Here is a 21,609-nt window from a genome sequence, read left to right as displayed (position 1 = left end):
TATTTTAGCGGTAAAAAGTATGGATTCAGGAATGACCCCATCCCTGCTTTCTATAAGCAATTGGTAAAAATTGAATTAAGGTTTTTGCGTGACCTTTTTTCTCACAAAGCCCAGAAACGCTTTATCAACATTTTTGGGGATGCCCTTCTTTCGGGCATAGTCATAGAACTGTTTCTCTAAAGCGTATTTGCACCAGCCTGTGTCTGCATTAGTAATGAGAAATACCGCTTCTTCAAATGCTTTAGAAGAAACACAAAGATTTAGTTCGTGATTACTCTTTGAAGTCAGCAGTGCCTTCTCTGACGTTTCTGCGGTTATCAATTTAGAATTTTTCTTTAAAGACCTGTAACTAACAGAGGGAGAGCTTGGTTTAATAGTAATACCACCTTTAATATACTCAAATTGAAGCCAGGGATAAACGCATTGAACCTTCTCCAAGGCTAATTTGAAGTATCTTTTAAAGTCTTTCACGTCTCGATAATCACTGCCAAATTGATTTAGCAGTACCTCCCAGGCAACAGTATGGGGCTTATCTTTCTGTTGAGCCGCATAGGCGCGTAACGTAGCCCATGAGTAGACATCAATCGCTAACGGTGAATTTTTAATCGCTTGTAATGCTCTAAAATCTAAAGGAATGGGACTTTGTGTTATGGCTTGGAAAAACCTGTCCGTAAGTTCAATAAATCCTCCCTCTTCTTCTAAACGTCCCTTTCCTTTTTCTTCCCACCACACAACAGAACGTTCAGCAATAGCTAAATTTAAAAAAGATTGATGTTGTTTACCGTTAAAATTTCCCCAATATTGAAATGATATTTTTGCATTGGTTAATCGTAGCCACTGGTTTTTAACGCGAAAAGAATCGCTGCATTTTCCGCCTCTGTCAGGGTCTAATCCTAATCCTTTCAAAAAATGTGTATGGCTTTCTCCTAACTTAATCAGTTTATTATTTGTTCTTACAGCCTCTGCCGTCAGCCAGAACATTAACAACCTGGGAAGAGTGCCAAAAGGATACCCAATCGAGCAGTTTTTAGCGATGTCCCATCCTGGCTGAATCGATAAGCCATACTGCCCATTTCGTCTTACCCATACAGGCACATTCCCTGGATCACGATGGGGCAGGGTAGCCTGCACCAGTTCTCTTGGTGTAAACGCCAGTTCCGCCAAGGTGGGGGGTGCTTGAGCGATCGCTTGTGATGCCTGCTGAATCCTCTTGACGATGCCGGATTTCCGCTCCATTGAAGGTCTCCGTACTTTTAGAGCAAAACGATAAAGCCCCGTCTGGTTTTCGCCAACACAGGGCTTTATCTTTTTCGTCAAAATTTGAGATTGTTTCCCCAAGTGTTACCCACTTTCAACAACTAAAGGGTTTTCAAGATTATTGACGCATTTTCGACGACCTTGTTCTAGCGGATAGTTTTTATTTTATAAGCTAGAACAATACTGGCAATGCTCCATCGTCCCTGGCAGGGCAGGAGACAGGTTTTGATCACGAAGTTTGATCTGGCTGTGTTTCCCATACAAGAAGGGTGGGGTGAGAGGGACACAATCCCATGCTCCCATACAAAAGAAAAACAGACTCTGTTGAAGATAGTCCTGTGGATTCCTTACTTGTTCACGCTGAAGATCATCTTCAAGCGGCACAAGTCGTGAATCCTAGAGGCAGTATGTGTTAGCAGCATCTGCTGTCTCGATTTCCTTCTAAAATACTACATAAGTGTTACATAATTCTCAATAAAACAACTTTTTACCGCTCTGGCTCGCAATCATCACGCTTGTGCTGGGGTAAAGGGGATGGTCGATGGTTAGGTTGTGGCTGGGGCGATCGCGTCTGTTGGGGTGTTGGATTTTGGGTTTGGGTTGACACAGGGGTTGCCAGTCCGAGTTTTTCCAGGCGGCGTTCAGCAAGATGGTTTTGCAATTGGGTGGGGTCTGTGATGGTTCTCTTTGCCTGCCGTTCCCGCTCGTACTGAAAATTATTGGCGACTGTCCGGGTTTGGGAGGATTGCAGATAGGGTTGGATCGCTTTTTTCAAGTACACAAACTGATGTTCTTGCGACGGTAGGGATGTTGCAACCGGGCTGGCTTCCTGGATAGTGCGGTAAATCTGCGTGACGGAAAACCCCGCCATCCGCAGCTTAAGGGCGATTTCGATATCAGTTTTCGGGTTTAATGCCTCATCACGTCCGAAGGCTTGGTGAACACGGTGCAGTTCCCGGAAATATTCCAGTTTGCACTTGTTCCAGCGTCCTTCGTCCTGGTTAAAGTTCTGGTACGCCCAGGAGGCGGTACGAAGTTGCTGGGTCGCATTTTTCGACTGGTGCGCGGCATTAATGATGGCAGCAACGCTGTCAGCGTCGAGGTCGCCGACGGGTTCTGCTTTGATGGGGACAGGGGGTCGTTTGGCGGAGGCAGTACCGGGGTCAATTCTGGCAGGTTTGGGCTGGCGGACGATTTGCTGTGTCTGGAGCCAGCGATAATAACTGTTCCAGTACACGGGAACTTTGGCTGACCCTTTCGAGGAGGGGTTTTGGTCGGATGAAGCAGGGGTGGGGAAGGTGTTGACGATCTCTGCCTCTGCGTCCAATGAAACTTTCTCCCCTGTATCCGGCATCGGGGTTGCTGGCTCTGCTCTATCAGCATAGGATTGTTTGTCATTGGCAGGAGGACGGACAGGAAGATGGTGTTCCGGCCGCCGCTCCTGCTTACCTCGTTCCTTGCCATCATTCAGCCATTTCATGGCTTCGATAAGCTGGCGTTCGTCTTCGGTCAAGGATTGTTCTGGTACAGCAGTTTGCTCCTTTGCCTGTGACGATGATGGTGTGGGAGTAGGGGAGGGGAATGGCGGTTCTGTAGGATTTTGTTTTTCTGTGGGTTGTGTCAGGGGTAATGGTTGCTGGCGCTGATTCTCCTGTTCTCGTTTCTTTCGTCTGGCTTCCCGTTCAGCGATCGCCTGCAATACCTCTGGATGCTCAAACACTTTGGCAACCGTGCGAGCGACATAATCATCTTCATGTCCCGGTTTCCGCTTCTCCAGATCGGGACTGCCCCAGCGCAGGGCGTACTGGAGGGCATCCTGACTATAGCCCAGTTTGGCAAGATTTTTGGTCAGTGCCCAGTCCCGTGCGCTGTAATCCTTGTTTGTGCCATAGTGGCGCAAGGCATGAGCATAGCTGCTCTCGAACGCTCTGAGGGCTTTCTCTTTCTCCTGTTCAGTTGCTTCCCTGTTGCCACGTTGGTCACGCAGGGCGGCTGCCTCTTGTTGTTTCTCCCGTGCGATCGCTGCGGCTGACTGCGCCTGTGCCAGCCACTGTTCCCCCTCTGGGGCGGTTGTTCCGTAAGCTGACAGCAGTTTTACATACGGATGCCTGCCTGTGTACATATCCTGATGGTCAGGTTTCCGGTTCGTGAAGCCAGCTAGCCGCCCGTAATGCTGGTAAGAAGCACTACCAGGGTCGCCACCCGCTTCTCTGGTCAACAGTTTCGCCAGGTGGGTGGCAGTTTCTCGTTCGATGGGTTCTTTGGATGCCCGTATCCAGGCTTGACAATTCTTGTATGAGGTTTCGATGACTACGGCAGGGGCAAGTCCCTTGTCCTTCAGGTCTTCCACCGTTACCGGGTCGATATCATCAATCAGCACCAAGCCTTGTTGTTTACTGTCTTTGGTTGGGGCAAGACGGATAAAAATATCCTTGCCCTGGCTGTTTTCGTATTTGAGGTAATTCAGAATCGGCGTGCGTTTGGTTTCTGGATCAACCCGAAGAATGTCATGCTTGTGCCAAGTCTTGTTCTGCATCTTTTCGCTGGCACGGTCAAGAATGCCAATCTCAAAATTCCCATCACCGCCCATTGCTTCCAGTTGCTCGCGTACCAGTCGCCATGTCCAGTCGGTTGGCTCATTTGGTTCGCGTCTGCGCGGTTTCCAGCCCGGTGGGTCATCTTTGCGAATCTGGATGGCAGAGGGATTTTGCGTGGAAGAAGAATCGTGTTGCATGGTAGAAGTGACAAGCGCGTTTGCTCGCTGATGAAACTCCGAGGCTGGCAGTTGCCGGGTGAGGGTGGTGGCAACGCTGGTCGCTGTTTCGTAGGTTCTGGTACGGTCAAGAGTATAAGGACTGTTGTCTTGCTCGGTAGTTTTTTCCGCTGACAGCATCTGCCGTTTCAGAATACGTTCTTCCCGGCGTTGCTCGTAATGCGCTTGCTTGATGTGTTCGTGGCGAAGTTCTGACTGCAACGCTTTGATCGTTTGTTTCAATTCTTCCCGCTCGGCGTTACGGTGCTTGATGTCTTCGTTGTGCTGGATGACCTGGTTGTTATCAAAATTCTGTTGATATTTGTCCGGGTTTTGGGCATGACGACGGCGCAGGTTGGTGACATTGGCTCCTTCATGAACTTGGGGCAGGCGGTCAGTATTCTGTGCCAGATTGCCGCGATGGTCTACCCGTACATCGTACCCACCCCGCTCCAGGTGTTTGTTGAGGGTATCTGCCCACCGTTTGCGCCACCCTTCAATGTTTTCGCCCCGGTCTTTCCATTCTGCCGGGTTGTTCCACGAGCGATTCTTTTTGCCAAAACCCTTACCATCAATATCGCGCATCGTCAGGAGAACATGGACATGCGGGTTATGGGCAGTCTTGCCGTTGAAATGGTACGCCACATCTGCCACCATGCCCTTCCAGACAAACTCGCTTTGCACATACTCACGGGCAGCGGCGATTTTCTCATCATGGCTGAGGCAGGCCGGGAAACACAAAATCACTTCCCGTGCTAGCTGGGCATCCTCGCGGCGACGGGATTTGTCTTCTGTTTGTTCAACACCGTTCCACAGTTTTGACCGATCCAGCATCCAGTCAGGAGCATTCGCGGGGGCGAGAATTTCAGTACTATACACATCCCGCTTGTTAGAAAAGTCATACACTTTTCCGTCCCGCGTATCGACCAGTCGTACCCCTGCATCATAGGCAGCTTTGCGAATGACGTTCTGGTTATTACCGCGTGAAACAATTTTTACTTCTTCCCGAAAATACCCTGCTTGCACTGTTATCACCCCATTTCATTCACCAATGGGTGGGAATTTTCCTAAATTTTAACGAATTACAACAAACAATCTACAGACGTGTTACGACTATGTTACATACAAATAGTCGCCCTGTGGTTGGGGTGTGCAGAGGGGAACCCCCTTTGCCGCAGTACATTAAGGGTTGAAAAGATGCCGAGCTTGCGAGGTAGCTTTTCAAAGCGAAGCGTCCCTTAATGTATAACTGCGCTTGGAGGCTGCCGCCCCCAAACCCCAGCGCGTGTCCGCGCAACCACAGCGGCAGCCGCGCTTTTCTTTGACCGCACTAATTATTGTTGGGAAAAAACAAACTGTCCCCTACCGTGTGGTTTTCGTAACGCGGTAATTCTCCGTTCATCATCAAAAATACATCGTCTGCCGCTTGTTTCGGGAGGACTCACCTCATGCCTAGCCGCGCCAAACGCATTGACCGTCTCAATGAACTTCTTAGCCACTATAGCGAAAAACTCAAGCAGGAAAAACGTGCTGAACGTAAACAAGAACACAAAGTCCAGAAAGCAGAACGCAGCCTCGAAAATCGCCGCAAGTTCATCAAGGGTGCCCTGCTCGACAAGATGGTGGAATGGGGGTGGCTAACTGAAGACATGGTAATGCAGGGATTAGACCAGTACCTCATTGACCGCGATCGCGATCTGTTTGGACTTCCTCCCCGCGAGACAGTAACACCAGAGAAGAAAACACTGTCTGTGTCTGCAACTACGACCCAACCCCGGCAATTTCAAGATGAACAGACTAACGGGAAGAAAGGACAGCACAGCACCAACTCAGTTAAACGCCAGCAGGAGGAGGCCCAATACTACCAGGAGGCACTTCAGACACTGGCAAGTGAGGACGGATTACGGGAGGAGAAAACAGAAAATCAGGACATAAGGGACAGGGCAGCACAACAGCAGAAGGTAACACCTCAGCGTGTGGAGCAGGAATCAGAAACCCAAGAGACGATGCAAGTTATTTCTAAACAGCCAGTTGCAGATAAGCCTAAAACTCTAACCGAAATATCCCAGGACAAAATGAAAGAGATGTTTGAGGGGATTTAAAAGGAAAGAAATTTTACTGCGAAGGAAAGAAGAAACCATTGGGGGAGAGGTATCCGCTTTCTGTTTTTATGGTGTACACCATAATTCTGTTAATTTGTGGCGAAACGGATACAAGTTGGATTTTACATAATTTATGTAAAAAATTTTATTTAAGCAAGAGAAAAAAGACTGATAACTTTTTGGAAGAAACTTCATTGCCTTACCCTGTATAAAACTATTCACTGAAGTAGGCTGTGATACAGCATACAAAAAGTCCCTGGTTTGGCAATCAAGTAACATCAATCAGGGAAGCACAGACATGCAAGCAATACCAACCCTGCCCGTAGCTACAGGCACACCTCTTTTCACCAAACCGCATCTGGAATTGTGGCTCAGTTACCAGGATGCCTTCGACTACTTCAATAGGGTGTTGTTCGATGGCATTCTTCCCCCTTGCATCCTGAACTTCAATGCCAGAGGTAAATCTCTAGGCTTCTTTCGCTACAAAAGCTGGAATCGGGGTAGTTCCGTTACTGTTGATGAAATTAGCTTGAACCCTGAACTGCTCAAGCGTGGGGATGACCTGATTTTTCAAATACTAGTACGCCAGATGATTTGTTTATGGCAGTATACGTATGGCACGCCTCCAGAACATCCAGGGTATTGTAACAAGGAATGGACATTGAAAATGGCGGAGATGGGGCTGTCCTGTGAAAAAATGTTTGGGCAGCACGTCAAACACACAATTATCGAGAATGGAAAATATGCTCTGGCCTGTCCCAAAGCCCAAGAGAAATTTTTTCCACTCCAGCACCATTACACTTGGCAAGCTCGTACCAAAACCCGTTTTAAATACACTTGCTCGAAATGCGGGTCAAATGTCATGGGGGTGGGTGGGCTGAAGATAACCTGTCATACAAATCACGATAACGAGATGATGATACAGGAAGAGCAGGAAGAATGATTCTTCATAGCTGTGGTTGATCGTGGTGTGCGCTAAAAATCACAAAGAAGAAACACAAAAGGCTACTCCGGTGATGGAACAGCCTTGAAATGAAAATTTTTATAGTCAATTAATGATTCAGTTTCTAAAAGAATTTAAAGTTTAATACCAAAAGGACAAAGATAAATTTATCTAAAAATCCTTCCATTGCAACCGTTGCCGACTCGTCTAGTCTTAATGGTTCAACGTCAAGAGGGTTAGCTAAAATAACCTTGTTTCCGTTCTCTGCTTTTTTTCTAAGTTGGTCTTGTAGGTAGGATAGATACAACATACTCAAGGGATATTCTTGATTGATCAACAATACCCCCGTTGACCACCATTCTTGTTGTTCTTGCTCTTTAATATGCTCTAAGAGTTCACCGCCCTTACCTACATAAAGTGTTTTTTGTTCTTCTCTCTCCCCAACCAATAGATAAATGCCAGGCTGCTGGGCTTCTTCACGTTCCAAAACTCGTTTGATGTCTTTTCTTGGAAAAGATAACACATGACCTGTCCATTGAAATGGAATTTCGGCTGTTAGCATTCCATCGGGGTTTGCATCAATTAAAAATATTTGTACTGAGAAGGGTTTATGAGTTAAAGTCATAAGGCTATCCTTTTTAATATTATTAGAATTAATAATTTATCAAAGCATCAAATTCTACATCATCAGGTGTTGCCTGAAATACTTCTTGGTAGGTTCTAAAAAACTTGCTGCGGTAAAAGCGTTTCATGTTTCTTCTGCTTCTTCCCGTGGAAACAAATCATCAGCTACGAATTTCAAAACTTTCCACGTTATAGGACTATCTTCGACATAATTGTTATAGGCATCTTCCAAAACCATAAATGCTTGTTCATCATTAAGGTCTTCTCGGATAGCATTTATATCTTCTATACTCCAAACAATTGCTATAGCTTTATCCGGGTCATAAAAGAAGTTTATGGCGCATTCGGCAATCTCTTTGACCAGCAGGGGAGAAGCGTTGCTGTCAAATGTTCTGAAAACAGATAAAATTTCTTGTTCCAGGATTTCACGTTTGGTGGGGGAGGTGATTTTAGTCATTTTAGGATTCCTTTAGATAAAAGTCATGGAAAATTGATTTCATTACAAACAGGTACAAAGCTGTTTCAAATTCTGTTCAGCGTCAGCGATCGCTGCTTCAACCAGGTCGTCATCAATAATTGTCTCTTGCACGTAATCCCAATCAGCAATGCTGATAGTCGCTTCACCAAGGGGTGATGTTCTCTTTGCTTGCCGTTAATTCAATGTAGGGGCTTCCAGATTCGTTATAGTGAAGCATCCGCTTGTAGTCTTCTTGCACTGCTTTTTTAGCTAAAAGCCAGCTTTCATGCTGTGCATACCCCAATCGGCTGTACTCTTCTTGATACTCAGTAATCGTGCAAGCTCGGTTGAAATAATTGTAGGTACGGTGGTTTCCTGGCTCATGGGGAATAGCATCTTCTTTTGGCGTGTCGGAGAATTGACCAAGCCAGGAGTAATCTGCATCCTCGTCATAAAAAACCTGAATGTGAATGGTAAATCCTTTCCATACAAAGCAAGTGTTATGCTCCAGTGATGCAGTGGGATAGGGTAATGCTGTTATAGTCTGTTCTGCTTTCATTCGGCTGAAGGCATAACGGGCGGTTCTCATGCCAAAATTGGACAGGCGAAACATTTTATAGGTCTGAAAATTGGGAAAGGTTTTCATGTGTGGAGACTTCCTAAAAATTTGTAGTGATGTTTAGGAGGTGGGGCTGCGGTTGTGGTGATTGGCAGCCCCATTCTTGTTAGTGATTTGAAAAAACGTGGACTTCTTCAAAACCCAGTTCTATGGTGAAAATGTCGCCGCTATATTCCCAGTCCCGCGCCATTTTTTTGTAGTCGATGTAGTATTGCAGGTGCTTAGGGATGTCACTTGAGGTATCTTCAGTGAATTGTTCAGCATAGTCGGCTAGGCTTCGGTAACACCCGTGATAACGTTCTTCCATTGCTTCGAGGGCTTCCGTAAGATCACCATAGTGAGCAATTAGCTTTCCGGCTAATTCTCCATGTTCGGCAATAAATTCAGCGGCTTTAACCACTTCTTCAAGGTTGGGATATTCGCCTAGTATGCTCTCTGCACTGTAGAATTCATCATAATCATGGATCGCGTACTCTTCAGCATCTGCTACGGGAGACGTTTCTAGAATTCTGCTAATCTCTTTCCTGATGATGTCAATATCCTGGGTAGCATCCACCCATTCCCCATGCAGATACCCTGCATTATAAGCAGCAAGGCAAGCTATGTAGATTTGCGGGTCTGCTTTGTTATTGTTTTTCGTCTTCAGCATGGCTAAGTTCCTTTCTTTTTTTCTCGCTCATGCTTCTGTGCTTGCCAGGGGCGATGAAGGGTTGGGTCAAGGATGCGCGGGGGGAGGGGTATCTCCCGGTTTTTTGCGACACGGTGTTTGTCACATACTGAAAGCAAAAAATTGGGGAGACCCCCCGCGCACCCGCAGGGCTTGTCCTTGACCCAGCCCGCGCCTCTGGCACATCCATTCTTGCGCGGCTGTCCGCGCCCTATTTTCACCCTTTTCTTTAAGAGTGTGGGAGAGGGCGTTTAAAAATTAGGGTGCAAGTTGCCGTACCGTGCCAATGCTGCTAAAGATATCCAGAAACCGCTCTGGCTCTTGACCCAGGTATAAAAAGTCGCTGTAGTAACGGGGCGATGGTTGGGGTACGCCATTTTCATCTAAGAAAGCTATCCGCTTCGTCACTTCGCACAGAGCAGTGACCTGTTGTTGCAAAGTCTTGTACCATGCTGCCCCTGTGCGGTTGAGGAGCAGGATTACCGCCACAACCATACCATCCTGATATGCCGCGATCGCTTTCTCCAGAAACTGTTGCGCCATCAAGCGGGTTTCGGGACTGCCGTAGGGTGGGTTGCACCAGACGCGCCCAAACCACGGCTGCCGCAAACCGTCATCTTGTTTCGTGTAGTAAACATCTGCCTGAATCCACGCCTGTGCCATGCTGTTGCTTGCAGGGTCAAGGTCAATATGCCCTAACACTTGGCGGACAAGGGAAATATAGCCAGGAGGTGTGTACCATTCTGGCGAAGCATCGGGGTCGCCCAACACATTACGCACCACAATCCCGCGTTGCTCGGCTCGCGCTACCAGCCTTTCTATGCGACGCTCGGTATCCCGTATCTGTCGCTGGCAAGCCTTTATCTTCCTGCCTCTCGCAATTGCCTGTTGGTAGATAGGGACTTGTTCTTTGTCCAGATGCATCAACTGCTTGCGATTGGGTAATGTGCCCGTGCGGCAACGAAGCTGCCAGTACACCTGCCTGCGGCTTCGGACACTGCCTGGACGGTTCTTTTCCAACCATGCGCCGAACAGACACAACCCTTCCGCCTCAAGCTGGACAATTTTTTTCCGAAGCATTCTCACCTGTTGAAGCAGGACAGGAAGAGGAGTTATTTTCGTGGGCAAACTGACTCCTGATAGGCAGAACTGCTCACGAAAAAACCACAAAAAGCCAAAGAAGAAAAGATAAAATTATTGCTCCGTTTTCTATACCTAAGAAAGCAGAAATATATCATAAATACCATTCAACTAAGAGATAAAAATATCAAGATTTATTTGTGTTAATCAGAAATTGTATTTCTCATTAAATAAGCGCACAGTTTCTTAAAATTCGCTTGATTCTTTTTCAGCGTACTCTGTCTGCCTTCTATTGCAGACAGTTATTTTTTCATACCCAATAACACGATATTTTGGGTTCAATTTTGTTTTCATCGCTTCAGTATCGTGATTCAAAATATTGAGGAATGCACCATGTCACATATCGAAACTGGTTCTGGCTTCGCTGTAGAACTTTTTGTAATTATTTTTTCGTTCTACTGCTGGCTTTTTTATACGCCTGCTTCTGCTGGTTCTGCCATTTCAACAGTACAAAAACCCGTGTCCTTTGTTGAACCTGTTAAAAAACCACAGGAAGCCGAAATAAGAACCGAAGAAGAAAAAGACGTTCAGGAAATACCTAATGCTGGACATATTCAACCTGATGCCATAGAAACTGTCAGGCATTTAACCCTTGAAAAAGCCAGGAAAGTTGCCTCTCATCTTCAAGACGTTGGCGTTATTGATTCATCAATTCAACTCACTGGAAGAGGGAAAGGAACACAGTGGGTTATCTCTCTTATCAAAAAACAGCTTCCAGACCATGAGACAGCAGTTAAACGGGCACTGGAAGAAGTTTTAAGGGAGGACAAGACTAATTTTTCTTGATGAGAAGAGGAGACGTTCAAAATGCACTCTTCTTATTGTTGTATGGCTTGCGCTCTCGATCAATTGAAAGAATTAGAGGATGATAATACCTTTATTACCTCTGCTAAAGAGCAACTAGCCTTAGCCATTTCTTATGCCAAACAATACGATGACACCTGGCATAGTATTTATTGGATAACAGCAAAAGCAGCGACCAAAAGACGTATTATAGAGCGTTTAAACCATCTGGCTTTTGATTGTTATACAGCTTTATTGGCATCTTTTGAGCATATCAATTTCTATGTGGAAGAGGTCAAAACCACAAAAACCCCTCCCGCATGGTGGAACGACATGATTATCAGCCTGACGTTAGCCTATGACGCTATCGAGAAGGAGCATCCACAGGAGATTTCAAGCAGACAATTAAACCTTTTTGAATGCCATGATATGTCCTTTTTGTAGACATGAATTTGATTTAGCGGATTCTCCCATAGAATGTCCCGCTTGCAGCTATGAAATGCCTGATGTTGATGACACTGATGAAAAAGAGGTTTTCTCGCTCATCCAAACGGAAGAGAAAGTCTTAAAAATAATCGAGGGTTATCAAGCAGACAATGTGTTTTTTGGCTCTTTTGATGAGTGCTTTGCGCTGCTGTCAGCACTCGATGTTCCTTTTTGAAAAATATCGAGGCGAGGTTTTCACAATGAATACAAACCAACTTCGTAAAAGGGAAATAGCCACCATCCTTGCGTCTTTACGGTTGTTTCAACAACAAGCAGAGAATATGGATATGGCAGAAATATTTCCTGACCATTTTATAAATGTTTCTCCTCTTTCTTCAGCAGAAATTGATGAATTATATTCAGTCATCAATATTACTGATAGGAGAGAGATTGATTATGTAACCCGTGATTTTGTCCGTCGAGACTGTGGTGTTTATGGGGCTGTATTAAGCGATGAAGACTGTGATGTGATTATTGCAGAAGTTCAACAATTAGCAGAACAAGGAAAATTTCATCACACAGGTGTTTATTGGATTGCTAACAGTCTTGCAGCAAATGGCATGATTCATCCAACTTTGCCTTGATTTTAAGCAGATACCCTAGAAATTCAGAGTGAAGTGTGCCAGACATGCACGTTCAAGCTTCTCTCTGATTTCTGGTGGTATCGTCTGCCGCAATTGATGATTTTTATTGCAATTTTTCTTTATTTTTTATTAATTGAAATTATTCATCACATCAATATTTTCAGAGGTAACGTGTCACGTCTGCATTTTTGGATGCCCTGACGGAACATTTTGCATCGGGAGGTAGATTTTCTACGATTACCGAGGCGAGAGCGTTTGCTGTGCCATACATTGGGGAATATGTATCGCCTGGTTCGCCACTCGCCAAACAGGTGGATGAAGTTGTCGAATCCGCCTTAGTTCGTGTTGCTCAGGATATTGTAACGGGAGCAGCGACACCGCAGGATGCTTATCGCCAGCTTGTTGAATTGCACAATCGCCAGCCAGCCCTAAATGTGCGCTCTAGCACCAGTGTTGCCCAGCAAGCGTACAGCACCCCGTTACCCATTGCCTATCTTGCCTCTGTCTTGGCTGGTGTCAATTCAGATACAACAGTGTATGAACCGAGTGCGGGGCATGGAGCGTTGTTGCTGGGAGCAACCCCGGACAAGGTGACGGTCAACGAGTTAAACCCGGCACGGGCAGGGGATTTGCGGGAGCAGGGCTATACGGTGACAGAAGCAGATGCCAGCCGTTTTACACCGAGTCAGCTGCACGATGTTGTGATTATGAATCCCCCGTTTGGGACGGTGGATGCATCACCAGGAAGACCAAAGCAGTTTCAGTTTGGCAAGTTCCAGACTACCCAGATTGACCATGCCATTGCCCTGCAAGGGTTGTCAGCGATGAAGCCGGATGGCAGAGCGGTGCTAATTTTGGGCGGCAAGCTGGGCATGGATGAAGATATCCGCAGCGATCGCTATAACAGCCGGGAGAGCCGGGGTTTTTACTATACCCTGTATCAAAACTTCAACGTGGTTGACCATTTTTCGATTTTTGGCAATCTCTACCGGAAACAAGGGGCAGGCTTTCCCATCGATATGATCGTGATTGATGGTCGGGGAAAGTCAGACCGACGCTTACCTGCGGCGGACGTACCGCGTCTGTACCGAACTTTTGATGAACTGGGAGAATTTCTCGATGACGTACTTTCCCGATCCGAACGTGTGGTCGCCCCTGGAGGAGGAGCGAGTTTTCACAGTGCTAGTACCAGCGAACGAAACCCAGTTGAGTCAGAACCGTTATCAGGAACTGCTGTGCCGTCGCTTGGAATGGCTGATCGAGATGTGGATGGAGGAGGCGGAAGCGTCGGTAGAGGAGACACACGAGATGCTCCTAGTGAGGACGCGCCCGTTCTCAATTTATCAGCGCAGACCGATGTTACCGGAGATACCCCACACGCCCCAAGGGATACAGGAATGGCAGACAGCTTGGGCGCGGTTCCTGGTGTTCGAGAGCGACATTATCGAATTGCGGCTGCAATTTCTGGCAATCTCGTTTCCGGTGCAGGTGGAAACGAACAGCGAACGGATAGAACGACTACTGTGGAAATTCAACACGCCGGACGTACAGCCGACACTGGAGGAGTGGCTGATAGGAACAATCGACCTGCTACTACGGTAGAACAACCGAAACAGCTTCCCTATCACCCCAAAAGTGGGGCACGGGCAATCGGTACACTGGTTCCCGCCAACATGCAAACGGGTGTTAACCAAGCCCTGTTGAAGTTAGAGCGCCAGGTGGCAGAACTGGATGCGTATGTCGCTGACCGCCTTGCTTATGGGACAACAGAGGAGTTGCACCAGCACTTCAGTGCGGAACAGGTGGACGCGATTGCCCTGGCCGTGTCCAATCTGGAGAAAGGTGGCGGGTTTATCCTGGGTGATCAAACGGGGATTGGGAAGGGGCGCGTTGTAGCAGGGATGATTCGCTATGCGAATGTTACGGGGCGGACACCTATTTTTGTGACCAAAGACCCAGCTCTCTATGCAGACATGATTCGGGATTTAGAAGATATCGGGATGCCGAGGTTTAATCCGTTGGTCACGAATCCCGATTTAACCTTACCGCTGCCAGATGGACGCACCCTGTCAACCAACACTAAACAGCATCATCAGGTACTCAAACGCATACAGGCAGATGGAGACTTAGGCAGGTACGATGCCATTTTTACAACGTACTCCCAATTGCAAACGGTCAAAAGGCAGGAACCCTATCGCCGGGATTTTCTGCGCCAGTTTGCCCCCAACAGCTTGGTGATTCTGGATGAGAGCCATGAGGCGGGAGGCTCCAACAATAAAAATGCCAAGTCGGCGGGTGCTTCCAACCGGGCGGATTTTGTGCGGGAATTGGTGCAGCGATCGCTTGGGGTGGTGTATTCGAGTGCCACTTATGCCAAGAATCCGCAAGTAATGGATTTGTACTCTCGTACTGATATGCGGCTTGCCCTCAGTAATATGGCGAACCTGACCGAACTGGTGGCATCGGGGGGTGTACCGTTGCAGCAAACTCTCGCCTCAATGTTGACCGAATCAGGGCAATATATTCGCCGGGAGCGGTCGTTTGAAGGGGTACGGTTTGACTCGGTTGTTGCCCCGGTCAACCATGATGTTGCGGAAAACATCTCGCTGATTATGGCAGAGATTATGGAGTTTGACCGCCTGAAGCAGGATGTGGTTGAGGGAATGGACAAAGACCTGAAAGCCGAAGCAAAACGGGCGTTTGGGGATAATGCTACAGGGGCGGCTGGGGCAACCAGTACCAATTTTACCAGTCTGATGCACAACATTGTTGACCAGATGTTGTTTGCCCTCAAAGCCGAAGAAACAGTACAGCAATCCCTATCCCTGCTGCGTCAGCCAGAACCGGAGAAGCCAGTGCTGGCACTGTCAAACACAATGGGCAGTATGATTGGTCGTCAAGCTGAGATGCTAGATTTGCGCCCAGGCGATACCCTGGATGCTGATTTCGGCACAATCTTACATCGGTATTTAGACCGTAGCCGTGATGTCATTTTAGGGAATCCGTATGGTGAAAAGACCTGCCACAGACTGACTGATGAAGAATTGGGCATAGCAGCAACAGCGAGATATCACGCCATCCAGGATTTGATTAACGAGACTGATTTCAGCCAGATTCCGGTCAGTCCCATTGATTACATTACGTTTCGGCTGAACCAGGAGGGTTATCGGGTAGGGGAAGTGACGGGGCGGGAGCATATCGCGCTCTACAACGCTGATGGCACAACGGTTTACCAGCGACGCGGCAACGCAGAGCGTAGCAAAGAAGCGGCAGTGCGGACGGTTAACGCTTTTAACGATGGACAGCTTGACGTGATTCTGCTCAACCGCTCTGGTTCCACAGGGATTTCGCTTCATGCCTCAGAGCGGTTTCGTGACCAACGGCAGCGGCACATGATTGTGGCGCAACCCGAAGCAGATATTAATTCGTTCATGCAAATGTTAGGGCGGGTGCATCGTACTGGGCAGGTTGTGCCACCCAATTTCACACTGCTGATGGCAGACATCCCAGCGGAAAAGCGTCCGGGAGCAGTGCTGGCGCGGAAGATGGCATCGCTCAATGCCAATACCACAGCCGCCCGGTCTGGGGCGTTTTCATTGGAGAATGTACCGGATTTTATGAATGAGTACGGCGATCGGGTAATCATCGAACTGATGAAAGCTTACCCTGATATTCACGAAAGACTTGATTACCCACTGCAAGCATCACACAACCCTTTACATGGCACTTTATCCGCTGGTGATTCAATCCGCAAGGTGACGGGCAGGATTCCCCTGTTACCTATTGCCGAGCAGTCAGCCCTTTACGACCTGATTGAGAAAAAATATACGGAGTTCGTAGCGACACAGGAGGCAATGGGCGAATCGATTCTGGAAGCCAGCACCCTCAACCTCGATGCTAAAACCTTGGCACGGATGGAGGTGTTGCCTAGCGATGCCAACAGTCATTCACCGTTTACAGGGGCGGTGTATGCGGAAATTGTTGATGTGAAAACGCCGCGCAAGCCCTACACAACGCTAATGGTGGTGCAAAAGCTGCATGACTCTTTAGGATTATCGCCGCCCGATACGGTAACTGATGCGACACAAAGCAGCATTCAGCAAGCCTCCTGTGAGCAAGTCAAGGCGGATATCGAAGCACTTGAGGAGCAGGCAAGGCAGTATAAATTGCAAGTCCCGGCTGACAGAAGCTCCACCATTGATAACCAGTTTTATCAGGTGACGCATATGATGCAGGCGTTGACAGTGGGGCAGGCGGTGTGTCTGACGACCGAGAAAAACGATGTGTTTTATGGGGTGGTGGCGGGTGTAAACCATACGGGTGTTGCTGCCAACCCTGTTGCGCCGTCCTCCTGGGAGATACGGTTGTTGCTGGCAGATTCCGTGCAGGAGCTATCCCTGCCGCTGTCGCAGGTGAACACGGGCAAAGAGAATGCGGTTCGTGTGGAAGGGACTGATAAAACGCCAGAGGGAACAGCGGTTTACGATCTGTTCGACTATTACCAAACGCGGACGCGGGAGAAACGGCAGATGTTCACGGGGAACCTGCTGCGGGCGTGGGAGAAGTTTCCCGGCAAGATGGTCAATTTTACGGATGCCCACGGTAACATTCGTCAGGGCTTGTTGACCTCGCGGGGGTTTGATGCCGAAGCTGCCCTGGAGCAAATGGGCGTGACCATGCCAACCGTTGAGGATGCGTGGCGATTCCTGACAGAACAGGGCGGACAGCTTAAAACGGCGGATAAGCACTTGACCATCAAGCTAGGGCAGGGGGGAACCTTCCTGCTACAAACACCGAAAGCGAAAGATGCTGGCGGTAAATATTATCTGGATGAGGAATTGCTAGAAGCTGCTGGAGCGGAGTTTTATTCGGTGGGCGATCGCATGGAATGTCTGGTGGATGGAGAGGCACTGGAAGCGGTGCTGGCGTTCGTGATGCGAGAGCGGGATTATGCGCTGGCTGCCTATGAGCAGAGGGAAGCAGCACGGGCGATGCTGGGGATAGCGTTGGGGACGTTTGCTGAAGTGGCTGAAATGCCTGTAGCTGTCCCTGAAACTCCTTCTCCTGTTCCTGAACCAGATATGGAGTCAGGTATCAGCACTGATTCGGTGAACAAGCTGCCGTCAGCGATCACTCCTCCTGCGGCACAACGGGGTACGCCAGAGAAGAATATCGCCAAACTGCTGGAACGAGGGGGATTATCTTCGACGGTGATGAAGGGAGAAGAGTTTCATCACAAAATCGAGAATGAGCCGTTTATCCCCCTGGTCATCGAGCGGCATGATGATCGGTTATACCTGACGCATTATCTGACCGAGAACGGCGATACTTTTATTAATAGTGAGATGATTTTCACCATCGACACGGATGGCGGCTTAACCCTGGCTGAAACAGCCGTCACTTCGTTGGGTAGGGAATGGCGAAACTGCGATCGCTCTTATGCCACCACGTTTTCCAGAAACCTGCTGCATCAAGGATTTGGGGAGGCGATGCGGAAGCAGTTATCCCTAAATTCACAAACCAGGGGAGAGAGGGAGTTTACCTTCACAGATAGTGAGGAACAATCTCTCGAAAATCCTGCACTTGCCTTAACATTCAGCATATCGTCGCAGAGTGAAACTATCCCTGAAAATTCTCTGCCAGAAGCTAACGAAGAGAATGCGGAAGCATCTGATGCCCTCAGCATACAAACCTGGCTCCAAGCAGTTCGTGACTTGGGACTGGAATCAGAACGTAGACATCACATGCAAACGTTGGAGAATGCCCAGGAGTCCGCACCCCTATCGCGCTATCTTCAAAACATTATTGAAGGAGATTTGGCGAAGTATCGCCCGTACCAGGAACGGGGACAGGTATTATTGGAGACGGTGCAGCTCTTGCTGGCAACAGAGGCGCAATTGGACATCTGGGGCGGGGTTAGCCTGAAGCATGGGCGCTATGAATGCACGCAGCAAGGGGACAAACTGACAGTGCAAGCACGAACAGGCAGCAAAGCAGAGACAATATTGCAAGTCAACGGCGATAGCCTTGAGCGGACAACAGTGCGGGAGAAAGATGTAGAGCATTTTCTCAAGCTGGCTGAACATTCTGGTGTGCAATTCATGCAGGAGATTTCAGCGTTGAAACAGCGATAAGGGGCTTTAGAAAAAAGCTAATGTAGCCCCTTCTACCCAAAACGTGCGAGAAGCTGTTCCCGTGAAAGATTCGAGAGCGATAACAGTAAACTACTAAACTCAGACGTAGGTAATGCTGTTAACGGATTGACGGTTGCCTCTAATTCTTCATCAATAACCCCAAACTGACTAACGAGAAGATTGCGGATAATATCATTTCGCTCTTCTGCCATCCCTGTTTGTTGACCATCTTGCCAGCCCGTTTGTTCTGCTTGCAACGTAGAGTATTTTTTATTGTTTTTCAAATTTTTACTGGAAGCATTTGAAGATGATTTAAACGTAATGTTACGAGTGAGATCATTCATCAAACTTCCATTATGCAAGCGTTTCAAGAATTCTTCATCCGAAAGGGTCGAGAGAAATGATAATAAAATGCTAAGACTGGATGTAGCCAAATTTTGTTGTAAAGGATTGACGAACGCCTGTAATTTTTCATCAATTTTTCCAAATCGACTAATGAGGAGATTGACGATAATATCGTTCCACTCTTCTTGCCGTCCGTACACATACCCTTCTATCCATGCCTGTTGATAAAGACACAACCATGCTTCAGAGTTAAATTCTTTTTTTCTTCTAGTCCAATCAGCAGGTTCAACAAAATCCATCGGTGACAGCATACGTGAGTCTTAAAATTATCTTAGTGCAACGTGCTTTGTCCAAAGCGTGTTACCAAATCCTCACGGGAAGAGGTGAACAAAAGCCTTCTCTTGAAATCATTGAGGCGTGAACCGCAATGCCTGATAAACAGCTTCGGGATTACCCGCAATAGCCTTAAGATATGCCTGTGCTGTTTCGTCAGGTTTGCTGCGTCCTTGCTCCCAATCACGCAAAGTACCAAGCGGGATATGATAACGCGCTGCAAATTCCTCTTGGGTCAGTTGCAAGGCACGGCGCATCGTTTTGACACGAGGGACACGACGGGCAGTTTTTAGCTGCTCTTCCGTCAGGGGAATAGCATCGGGGTCAGTGAATGCCGCAGCTATAATTTCTTCTTCCGTCATAGAACGCATAGGTTGGCTGGAAATGGGTTGTTCGCTGCCGTCCGGTAAAACTTCAACCACCGTCCCGTCCTGTGCATTCTGGCGATAGTACTCGTCTCTTTCATATTTTGTTGCCCTTCGTGCCGATATTAACCGGATACGGTCACTGCGTTCAGTGTAGGTTACGTGAAGTATTACCCCATTATAAATTGATTCAGCAACACTAAAGATTTAAAGGCACATACCAACTTCTGACCCATTGTTGGGATTTGAGTTTAATATGAATACTGAAAAGCCCGAATTTTAGAGGAAAGCTTTACCATGTAAAGCTTCTAAGAGTTAAGTGACGCAAATATCGGCCTTGCTCATCTCAGCCCAACTACAAATTATGAATTACTCTTTTGTGCCTTGCAATCGCAAAAAATGTACCCCTCCTGATGCATCCCCAACAACAACTCTCATGCCATCGGGTGCAACAGCACAGCAAGATATTTCCCCATCCCCTACGAAACTGGCAATTACTTCCCCGGTTTGCCAATTCCAGACTTTGAGGATGTTATCACGGGAACCAGAAATCACGTACTTGCCATCTGGGGTGAGGGCAAGTACATATATCCAGCTACTATGACCTGCTAGGGTACGCAGTAGTTCTCCAGTTTGCCAATTCCAGACTTTGAGGGTGTTATCACGGGAACTAGAAATTACGTACTTGCCATCTGGGGTGAGGGCGAGTGCATATGCCCAGTTACTATGACCTGTTAGGGTACGCAGTAGTTCTCCAGTTTGCCAATTCCAGACTTTGAGGGTGTTGTCACCGGAAGCAGAAATCACGTACTTGCCATCTGGGGTGAGGGCAACTGCATTTACCAAGTCACTATGACCTGTTAGGGTACGCAGTAGTTCTCCAGTTTGCCAATTCCAGACTTTGAGGGTGTTGTCACGGGAACTAGAAATCACGTAATTGCCATCTGGAGTGAGGGCGAGTGCATATGCCCAGTCACTATGACCTGTTAAGGTACGCATTTCTTCTCCGGTTCGCCAATTCCAGACTTTGAGGGTGTTGTCATGGGAACCAGAAATCACGTACTGACTATCTGGGGTGAGGGCGAGTGCAATTACCTTGTCACCATGACCAACTAGGGTACGCATTTCTTCTCCTGTTTGCCAATTCCAGAGTAGTTTTCCCGTTTGCCAATTCCAGACTTTGAGGGTGTTGTCACCGGAACCAGAAATCACGTACAAGCTATCTGAGGTAAGAGCGAGTGAATATACGTTGTCACTATGACCTGTTAGGGTACGCAGTAGTTCTCCAGTTTGCCAATTCCAGACTTTGAGGGTGTTGTCATCAGAAGCAGAAATCACGTACAAGCCATCTGGGGTAAGGGCGAGTGTATTTACCCAAAGACTATGACCTGCTAGGGTACGCGGTTGTTCTATTGTTTGCCAATTCCAGACTTTGAGGGTGTTGTCAACGGAACCAGAAATCAAGTACTGGCCATCTGGAGTGAGGGCGAGTGGATATTGACCTGCTAGGGTACGCAGTGGTTCTATTGTTTGCCAATTCCAGACTTTGAGGATGTGGTCACGGGAACTAGAAATCACGTATTGGCCATCTGGGGTGAGGGCAACTGCATTTACCCACTCACTATGACCGGCTAGGGTACGCAATTGTTCTCCCGTCTGCCAATTCCAGACTTTGAGGGTTTTGTCATGGGAACCAGAAATTACATACAAGCCATCTGGGGTGAGGGCAACTGCATTTACCCACTCACTATGACCAGCTAGGGTACGCAATTGTTCTCCCGTTTGCCAATTCCAGACTTTGAGGGTGGTGTCATGGGAACCTGAAATTACGTACTTGCCATCTGGGGTGAGGGCAACTGCGTTTACCGAGTTACCATGACCGGCTAGGGTACGCAGTAGTTTTCCTGTTTGCCAATTCCAGACTTTGAGGGTCTTGTCACGGGAACCTGAAATTACGTACTGACCATCTGGGGTGAGGGCAACTGCGTTTACCGAGTTACCATGACCGGCTAGGGTAC

At 47.7% G+C, this 21,609-nt stretch carries 18 protein-coding genes and 1 pseudogene; 8 read left to right on the top strand and 11 right to left on the bottom strand.

What is annotated here, in order from left to right; all coding sequences use genetic code 11:
• Positions 1-75: 75 nt before the first annotated feature.
• Positions 76-1,338 (bottom strand): replication protein RepA, encoded by a 1,263-nt coding sequence (locus RMY63_RS19890; protein WP_322730357.1) that lies wholly within the window; start codon positions 1,336-1,338, stop codon positions 76-78.
• 406 nt (positions 1,339-1,744) lie between these two features.
• On the bottom strand, positions 1,745-3,607 hold the full coding sequence (locus RMY63_RS19885; RefSeq protein ID WP_416212537.1) for a DNA-primase RepB domain-containing protein: 1,863 nt from the start codon (positions 3,605-3,607) through the stop codon (positions 1,745-1,747).
• Positions 3,608-3,643: 36 nt separating this feature from the next.
• Here RMY63_RS19885 and RMY63_RS19880 point away from each other — a divergent pair, with 36 nt between their 5' ends.
• On the top strand, positions 3,644-4,144 hold the full coding sequence (locus RMY63_RS19880; protein WP_322730416.1) for a hypothetical protein: 501 nt from the start codon (positions 3,644-3,646) through the stop codon (positions 4,142-4,144).
• Positions 4,145-4,411: 267 nt separating this feature from the next.
• Here the strand turns inward: RMY63_RS19880 and mobQ are convergent.
• Positions 4,412-5,035, bottom strand: a pseudogene (mobQ, locus tag RMY63_RS41855) (MobQ family relaxase); the annotation flags it as partial.
• Positions 5,036-5,457: 422 nt separating this feature from the next.
• Here mobQ and RMY63_RS19870 point away from each other — a divergent pair.
• Together RMY63_RS19870 and RMY63_RS19865 are read left to right on the top strand one after the other, a co-directional pair.
• Positions 5,458-6,111, top strand: coding sequence for a hypothetical protein (locus RMY63_RS19870; protein ID WP_322730356.1), 654 nt, complete (start codon positions 5,458-5,460; stop codon positions 6,109-6,111).
• A 298-nt stretch (positions 6,112-6,409) separates the two neighbouring features.
• Entirely contained in the window at positions 6,410-7,054 is a 645-nt protein-coding gene (locus tag RMY63_RS19865) for a hypothetical protein (protein ID WP_322730355.1), read from the top strand.
• A gap of 124 nt (positions 7,055-7,178) precedes the next feature.
• Here RMY63_RS19865 and RMY63_RS19860 read toward each other — a convergent pair whose 3' ends face one another.
• From RMY63_RS19860 to RMY63_RS19840, 5 genes are all read right to left on the bottom strand, one after another.
• Complete coding sequence (locus RMY63_RS19860; RefSeq protein ID WP_322730354.1) at positions 7,179-7,679, bottom strand: hypothetical protein; 501 nt, start codon at positions 7,677-7,679, stop codon at positions 7,179-7,181.
• Positions 7,680-7,802: 123 nt separating this feature from the next.
• On the bottom strand, positions 7,803-8,135 hold the full coding sequence (locus tag RMY63_RS19855; RefSeq protein WP_322730353.1) for a hypothetical protein: 333 nt from the start codon (positions 8,133-8,135) through the stop codon (positions 7,803-7,805).
• A gap of 163 nt (positions 8,136-8,298) precedes the next feature.
• Positions 8,299-8,748 (bottom strand): hypothetical protein, encoded by a 450-nt coding sequence (locus RMY63_RS19850; protein WP_322730352.1) that lies wholly within the window; start codon positions 8,746-8,748, stop codon positions 8,299-8,301.
• Positions 8,749-8,860: 112 nt separating this feature from the next.
• Positions 8,861-9,403, bottom strand: coding sequence for an antirestriction protein ArdA (locus tag RMY63_RS19845; protein WP_322730351.1), 543 nt, complete (start codon positions 9,401-9,403; stop codon positions 8,861-8,863).
• A 276-nt stretch (positions 9,404-9,679) separates the two neighbouring features.
• A complete protein-coding gene (locus tag RMY63_RS19840) occupies positions 9,680-10,501 on the bottom strand; it encodes a DNA N-6-adenine-methyltransferase (protein WP_322730350.1) in 822 nt (273 codons plus the stop codon).
• A 393-nt stretch (positions 10,502-10,894) separates the two neighbouring features.
• On the opposite strand from RMY63_RS19840, the gene RMY63_RS19835 reads away from it, so the two are divergent.
• From RMY63_RS19835 to RMY63_RS19815, 5 genes are all read left to right on the top strand, one after another.
• Complete coding sequence (locus RMY63_RS19835; protein ID WP_322730349.1) at positions 10,895-11,347, top strand: hypothetical protein; 453 nt, start codon at positions 10,895-10,897, stop codon at positions 11,345-11,347.
• 21 nt (positions 11,348-11,368) lie between these two features.
• The gene (locus tag RMY63_RS19830; RefSeq protein ID WP_322730348.1) at positions 11,369-11,788 is read left to right on the top strand and encodes a hypothetical protein; all 420 of its coding nucleotides are present in this window, start codon (positions 11,369-11,371) and stop codon (positions 11,786-11,788) included.
• A 55-nt stretch (positions 11,789-11,843) separates the two neighbouring features.
• Complete coding sequence (locus RMY63_RS19825; RefSeq protein WP_322730347.1) at positions 11,844-12,005, top strand: hypothetical protein; 162 nt, start codon at positions 11,844-11,846, stop codon at positions 12,003-12,005.
• 25 nt (positions 12,006-12,030) lie between these two features.
• Complete coding sequence (locus RMY63_RS19820) at positions 12,031-12,414, top strand: hypothetical protein (RefSeq protein ID WP_322730346.1); 384 nt, start codon at positions 12,031-12,033, stop codon at positions 12,412-12,414.
• Positions 12,415-12,725: 311 nt separating this feature from the next.
• Positions 12,726-18,548, top strand: a complete 5,823-nt coding sequence (locus RMY63_RS19815; RefSeq protein WP_322730345.1) for a strawberry notch C-terminal domain-containing protein — start codon at positions 12,726-12,728, stop codon at positions 18,546-18,548.
• Positions 18,549-18,580: 32 nt separating this feature from the next.
• Here the strand turns inward: RMY63_RS19815 and RMY63_RS19810 are convergent, their stop codons facing one another.
• The 3 genes from RMY63_RS19810 to RMY63_RS19800 all read right to left on the bottom strand — a co-directional run.
• Positions 18,581-19,204, bottom strand: coding sequence for a hypothetical protein (locus tag RMY63_RS19810; RefSeq protein ID WP_322730344.1), 624 nt, complete (start codon positions 19,202-19,204; stop codon positions 18,581-18,583).
• A 96-nt stretch (positions 19,205-19,300) separates the two neighbouring features.
• Positions 19,301-19,648: a helix-turn-helix domain-containing protein gene (locus tag RMY63_RS19805; protein ID WP_322730343.1), complete on the bottom strand. Its 348-nt coding sequence runs from the start codon at positions 19,646-19,648 to the stop codon at positions 19,301-19,303.
• 312 nt (positions 19,649-19,960) lie between these two features.
• Positions 19,961-21,609: WD40 repeat domain-containing protein (locus tag RMY63_RS19800; RefSeq protein ID WP_322730342.1), on the bottom strand; the 1,649-nt coding region annotated here is incomplete at its 5' end.

This window comes from Nostoc sp. ChiQUE01b (genome assembly GCF_034531255.1).
Lineage (GTDB): Bacteria > Cyanobacteriota > Cyanobacteriia > Cyanobacteriales > Nostocaceae > Nostoc.
The sequence above is the reverse complement of the archived record's forward strand: the minus strand, read 5'-3'. Positions and strand labels throughout refer to the sequence as shown.

What these genes read in the sequence shown, in the direction of transcription:
- RMY63_RS19870 (WP_322730356.1), top strand. Translation starts at nt 5,458, where the DNA reads ATGCCTAGCCGCGCCAAACGCATTGACCGTCTCAATGAACTTCTTAGC.
- RMY63_RS19860 (WP_322730354.1), bottom strand. Translation starts at nt 7,679, where the DNA reads ATGACTTTAACTCATAAACCCTTCTCAGTACAAATATTTTTAATTGAT.
- RMY63_RS19840 (WP_322730350.1), bottom strand. Translation starts at nt 10,501, where the DNA reads ATGCTTCGGAAAAAAATTGTCCAGCTTGAGGCGGAAGGGTTGTGTCTG.
- RMY63_RS19855 (WP_322730353.1), bottom strand. Translation starts at nt 8,135, where the DNA reads ATGACTAAAATCACCTCCCCCACCAAACGTGAAATCCTGGAACAAGAA.
- RMY63_RS19825 (WP_322730347.1), top strand. Translation starts at nt 11,844, where the DNA reads ATGCCTGATGTTGATGACACTGATGAAAAAGAGGTTTTCTCGCTCATC.
- RMY63_RS19830 (WP_322730348.1), top strand. Translation starts at nt 11,369, where the DNA reads ATGCACTCTTCTTATTGTTGTATGGCTTGCGCTCTCGATCAATTGAAA.
- RMY63_RS19845 (WP_322730351.1), bottom strand. Translation starts at nt 9,403, where the DNA reads ATGCTGAAGACGAAAAACAATAACAAAGCAGACCCGCAAATCTACATA.
- RMY63_RS19850 (WP_322730352.1), bottom strand. Translation starts at nt 8,748, where the DNA reads ATGTTTCGCCTGTCCAATTTTGGCATGAGAACCGCCCGTTATGCCTTC.
- RMY63_RS19865 (WP_322730355.1), top strand. Translation starts at nt 6,410, where the DNA reads ATGCAAGCAATACCAACCCTGCCCGTAGCTACAGGCACACCTCTTTTC.
- RMY63_RS19810 (WP_322730344.1), bottom strand. Translation starts at nt 19,204, where the DNA reads ATGCTGTCACCGATGGATTTTGTTGAACCTGCTGATTGGACTAGAAGA.
- RMY63_RS19820 (WP_322730346.1), top strand. Translation starts at nt 12,031, where the DNA reads ATGAATACAAACCAACTTCGTAAAAGGGAAATAGCCACCATCCTTGCG.
- RMY63_RS19835 (WP_322730349.1), top strand. Translation starts at nt 10,895, where the DNA reads ATGTCACATATCGAAACTGGTTCTGGCTTCGCTGTAGAACTTTTTGTA.